4 protein-coding genes, 1 tRNA gene and 1 pseudogene are annotated in these 4,726 nt (G+C 69.8%); 4 read left to right on the top strand and 2 right to left on the bottom strand.

Translation table 11 applies throughout. From position 1 onward, the window contains the following. Positions 1–126: 126 nt before the first annotated feature. Positions 127–591, bottom strand: a complete 465-nt coding sequence (locus ACWEO7_RS38100; RefSeq protein WP_450024055.1) for a GatB/YqeY domain-containing protein — start codon at positions 589–591, stop codon at positions 127–129. A gap of 133 nt (positions 592–724) precedes the next feature. Here ACWEO7_RS38100 and ACWEO7_RS38095 point away from each other — a divergent pair, with 133 nt between their 5' ends. From ACWEO7_RS38095 to ACWEO7_RS38080, 4 genes are all read left to right on the top strand, one after another. Then, positions 725–1,687 carry a metallophosphoesterase gene (locus tag ACWEO7_RS38095; protein ID WP_450024057.1) on the top strand — a complete coding sequence of 321 codons (963 nt, stop codon included), beginning with the start codon at positions 725–727 and terminating at the stop codon, positions 1,685–1,687. Positions 1,688–1,725: 38 nt separating this feature from the next. Next, on the top strand, positions 1,726–3,300 hold the full coding sequence (locus ACWEO7_RS38090; RefSeq protein ID WP_452430541.1) for a hypothetical protein: 1,575 nt from the start codon (positions 1,726–1,728) through the stop codon (positions 3,298–3,300). Positions 3,301–3,360: 60 nt separating this feature from the next. Further along, a tRNA-Pro gene (locus ACWEO7_RS38085) sits at positions 3,361–3,434 on the top strand. Between the two features lie 293 nt (positions 3,435–3,727). Continuing rightward, positions 3,728–4,450 carry an SDR family NAD(P)-dependent oxidoreductase gene (locus ACWEO7_RS38080; RefSeq protein ID WP_452430539.1) on the top strand — a complete coding sequence of 241 codons (723 nt, stop codon included), beginning with the start codon at positions 3,728–3,730 and terminating at the stop codon, positions 4,448–4,450. Between the two features lie 54 nt (positions 4,451–4,504). Here the strand turns inward: ACWEO7_RS38080 and ACWEO7_RS38075 are convergent. Further along, positions 4,505–4,726, bottom strand: a pseudogene (locus tag ACWEO7_RS38075) (hypothetical protein); the annotation flags it as partial.

Below are 4,726 nucleotides of genomic sequence, written 5' to 3'. Positions count from 1 at the left end.
AACGCTCGGCTGGGAAACCCCAGCCGAGCGCCTGCATAGACTACTTGCGGCCTGAACCAAACGACCACGTGTTGCAACGATCCCTAGAATCCGCCCACGGTTCGCGGCCCCTTTCGCATCGCCGTCCTACAGCCGCGCTTTCACCGCGGCCGAGATGCGCGAGCCGTCGGCCTTGCCCGCGGCGAGCCCGGTGGCGATCTTCATGACCTGTCCCATCTGCCGCATGCCGGGACGCTCCCCGATCTCCTCGGCGACCTGCGCGATGGCGGTGTCGGCGAGATCGGCGACCTCGGCCTCGGTCAACTGGGTCGGCAGGTACTCGTCGATGATCTGTGCCTCGGCGCGCTCGTTCGCCGCCAGTTCGCCGCGCCCGGCCTGCGTGTAGACCTCGGCGGATTCGTTGCGCTTCTTCGACTCCTTCTGCAGCACGGAGACGACCTCGGCGTCGGTGAGTTCACGGGCCGCCGAGCCGGCGACCTCGGCGTTCTGAATCGCCGACAGCAGCATCCGCAACGTGGAAAGGCGCAGCGTGTCCTTGGCTTTCATCGCGGCGGTGAGATCCGTCCGCAGCTGCGATTTGAGTTCCGACATGCCGCTCACGGTAGCCGCTGGAACGCGGCGGTCCCACTACATTTGCCGCGCGGCCCGATTTCCCGCCGGAAAAACGGGCGCCTGTGCGGAAACACACTCGGCGCTCCTGAGCGAGGTCACCTATGCTGGGCAAATGCCCGTGATCTCGACCTCTGCTGTACGCACGACCGCGCTGGGAGCCGCCGGGGCCGCGGTGGCCGGAATCGGCTACGCCTCGCTGGTCGAACGCAACGCCTTCGTCCTTCGGGAGGCGACCATGCCCGTGCTGGCGCCGGGGTCGTCGTCGCTGCGGGTGCTCCACCTCAGTGACCTGCACATGATGCCGGGACAGAAGCTCAAGCAGCAGTGGCTACGGGAGCTGGATCGGCTGGAGCCCGACCTGGTGGTCAACACCGGCGACAACCTCTCGCATCAGAAGTCGGTGCCCGCGGTAGTTCAGGCCCTCGGCGGATTGCTCTCCCGCCCGGGCCTTTTCGTTTTCGGCAGCAACGACTACTTCGCTCCGGTGGCGAAGAACCCGCTGAAGTACTTCAAGAAGGACCACCGCCGCACCTACGGCGCTCCGCTGCCGTGGAAAGACCTGCGTGCGGCTTTCACCGAGCGCGGTTGGCTCGATCTGACGCACGTGCGCCGCGATCTCGAAGTGGCAGGCATCCGCATCGCCACCGCCGGTGTGGACGATCCGCACTTGCAGCGCGACCGGTACGACACTGTCGCGGGGGCCCCGAATCCCTTGGCCGACCTGCGGCTCGGCCTCACCCACTCCCCTGAGCCCCGAGTGCTGGACCGTTTCGCCGAGGACGGGTACGACCTGGTGCTCGCCGGGCACACCCATGGCGGCCAGTTGTGCCTGCCCGGCTACGGCGCCCTGGTCACCAACTGCGGGATCGACCGGTCCCGGGTGAAGGGGCCGTCGAAGTGGGGGGAGCACACCCGGTTGCACGTCTCCGCGGGTGTCGGCACCTCGCCGTGGGCGCCGTACCGGTTCTGCTGCCGTCCGGAGGCGACCCTGTTGACGCTGGTGGCCGCGCCGCCGAAGCGGCCGGGCGCCGACACGGGCCATGGAGTGTCGGCATCGGAGGCCGTCGCCCGCTAATGTCCCCTGCCGAGACGTGTGGCAGGTAGGGGACAACTGTGAGTGGATTCGACGACCGGCGCGACCCGACGACTCCGGGGCGGCCCGCCGGGCCGCCGACCCCTCGGCAACCGCCCTACCCCCCATTGCGTTCCGTTCCTGCTTCAGCGGACGACGGTAACGACGCCCGACCACCGCACAGCGGAGCGCATCCGGGCGGAACCGACGACTCGGGACGCCCCGCCGGCACGCCTTGGCAGCGGGGCGCTCAGGGGCGGTCTTCCGGCCTGATCCCGGACCAGCCGCGTTCGGGCCCAGCCGAGCACGGCGCGACGCCTCAGTGGTGGCAGTCCGACCCGGCCACGCAGTGGCAGCCGTACCAAGAGCCCGCACCCACACTCCAGTGGCAGCCGGGCGGGCAGAGCGATCCCGCACCGGCTCGGCCGCAGGGCACGCAGGACGACCCGACCTTGCTCGCTCCGTCGTCGGGTGGTCCCGCGCAACCCGGACCGTCGGGCCACAACGATCCCACCATGCAGGCCCCGTCCCTCGGGCATACGCCCTCCGGGCAGTGGCCACCGCAGGGCGGTTCCGGCCCGGGTACAGCCGGGCGCAACGATCCGACCATGCTCGGCCAACCGCTCGGCGCGCTCGACCCCTTCGGCCGCGGGGGGCCGGGTCCCGTGCCGGGCCCCGGCGATTCGGCACCGACCTTGCTCGGCTATCCGAGCGCGGATCGATTCGGCCCACCGGCACAGGCCGCACAGTGGCAACCGGGCGGCGGACCCGGGCAATACGGCACGGCGCCGGATGGCCGATATCACCCGGGCTATGGTCCACAGGCCGGAGGGCCGCCACCGAACCGTCCGAGCGGGAGCGGCCGAGGGAAGGTCCTTCTGTCGGCCGGACTGGCGGTGCTGCTGGTAGCCGGTCTCGTTGCCGGGGCAGTGGTCCTCACCCGGATGAAGACGAACGATCCCGGCCAGGGCACCGCGCCATCGATGGTGAACGCGCTCAACACCACCACAGCGAGCGCGCCCGCCCGGACCACAACCAGATCGGCCCCGACGACGACCGCGCGAGGTTCCGGCGACAAGACTCCGGTCGTCCCCGGCTATCAGGTCGTCCGAGCACCCGACAGCGGCGCCGCCTACGACGTACCCGCCGACTGGACGGTGGCGCCGCAGGGCACCATCGGCGGCTTCGGCGAGCCACCGAATGCCGTCGCGGGGAAGGGCTTGGCCAGCGAGGGCAAGGGCTACTGCCCTGGCTCGACCCGGACCGTAGCTTTCCTCACCGGCTCGAACACCTCCGACCCGGGGAAGGCGGCGACCGAACTCGGTACGAGGACCGCCACGCTCGCCTACACCGCGACCCAGGGCGGCACACCCGGCCTACCCATGCCACTGGCGTCGCTGGACGGATCGCAGCACGGCATGTTCGTGGAGACCAAGGGCACCGTCTCCGACGCCAAGCCCGGCTGCGCGAAGGCGTACTCCGTCTACACCGCCGCGTTCCCCAACGACCAGGGCAACTTCGTCATGGTGATCGCCGCCGACACAGGCGTCCCGCACGCGCTCGACGCCGAGACCGCCAAGAAGATCTTCACCAGCATCCGCCCCCTCGCAGGGTGACTGACCTGCCGGTTTAACGTCTCGGGCACCCCTGTTGTAAGCTACTCCAGGTTCGCTTCACGGGGTGTGGCGCAGCTTGGTAGCGCGCTTCGTTCGGGACGAAGAGGTCGCAGGTTCAAATCCTGTCACCCCGACTCGTGGTTGAGACGACGGAAAGGCCCCTGACCGGTGCACGGTCGGGGGCCTTCTCCGTTGATCCAGACGTCCGCGGACAGCGCACTCCGCTCGGTTTTCTTCCGACAGATGGTCTCGGTGCGTCCGAGCCGCTGCGGCGGTGCGGAACCCGCTCAGGTCGGCCGGTGCGGATGCTCACCGTTGCCGGGAACCCGACACTATGGTGGTCGGCGGCCCTTCGTAGGTTGGTCCGCTCGCATGCGGGAATATCATCGCTGAAACCGAATTCCCGCAATCGACGAAAGGTCGGCAGATGAGCAAGCCCGTCGACAGCGTGCCCGCGGACAGACCGCTGTCCGGGAAGACCGCCCTGGTCACGGCGGCCTACACCGGAATCGGCAGGTCGATCGCGAAAACTCTTGCCGCGCAAGGCGCTCAGGTCGTGGTACAGCATCCGCACTTCCCCGAGCCCGCCGCGGACGTCGTCAAGAAGATCACCGAGGCGGGCGGCGCGGCGCTGGCACTCGCGGCGGACACCGCCGATCGCGACGAATACGAGGAGCTGGTGCAGGCGCTGCTCGAGGATTGCGGCGGGTGGCACGTGCTGGTCAACACCGCGGCGGTGCCGGAGTCCGAGCCGTTCCCGAAGCTCAGCTCGGAGGCGTTCGACAGCAATTTCGCGGCCACGGTGAAGGGTGTCTTCCACGGCCTGCAACTGGCGTTGCAGCACTTGGCCGACGAAGGCCGGGTCATCACCGTCTGCGATCCCGCCGACCCGGGCGGCGCGATGCACGAAGCGGCGCGCGGCGCGGTCGAGCAGCTCGGCCGGGCGGTGGCCCCGGACTTCGCGTCCCGGCGGATCACCGTCAATACGGTCAGCTACGGCGTCGGGACGACCGACAACGCGGAACTCGAGGCCGCCCTCGCCGCGATGCGGCCGACCGAGCCTGGCGCGGTGGTCGCCTATCTGGCCGGTAACGCGGCGAGCACGGTGAACGCACAGGTCATCCGGCTCGACGGGACGGGCGGCCGGTAGCAGGCGCGGCTGCGGCCGACGCGCCTGCGGTCAGCGAGCGCGCCGGCCGGACGCTCAGGCGGTGACCGTACCGCCGTAGGAACTGAATCCCCGGCCCAGTGCCTGGCAGGTGAAGCTGCCGTGGAAGCCGACCTGGCACGACGCTCCGGCGTGCTCGATGATCGGACCCCACTGGCCCGAACCGGTTTTCACGTCGTTGATGCTGGGGTTGCCACCCGGCAGCGTGTACGGCGTGGCCGGGTCGAAGGTGGGATGCGCGGGCAGCCAGGCCTGGTC

The organism is Nocardia sp. NPDC004260 (assembly GCF_053603155.1).
This window is presented reverse-complemented; position numbering and strand designations above follow the sequence as displayed.

Coding starts and splice junctions, on each gene's coding strand:
- ACWEO7_RS38095 (WP_450024057.1), top strand. CDS start 725: ATGCCCGTGATCTCGACCTCTGCTGTACGCACGACCGCGCTGGGAGCC.
- ACWEO7_RS38100 (WP_450024055.1), bottom strand. CDS start 591: ATGTCGGAACTCAAATCGCAGCTGCGGACGGATCTCACCGCCGCGATG.
- ACWEO7_RS38080 (WP_452430539.1), top strand. CDS start 3,728: ATGAGCAAGCCCGTCGACAGCGTGCCCGCGGACAGACCGCTGTCCGGG.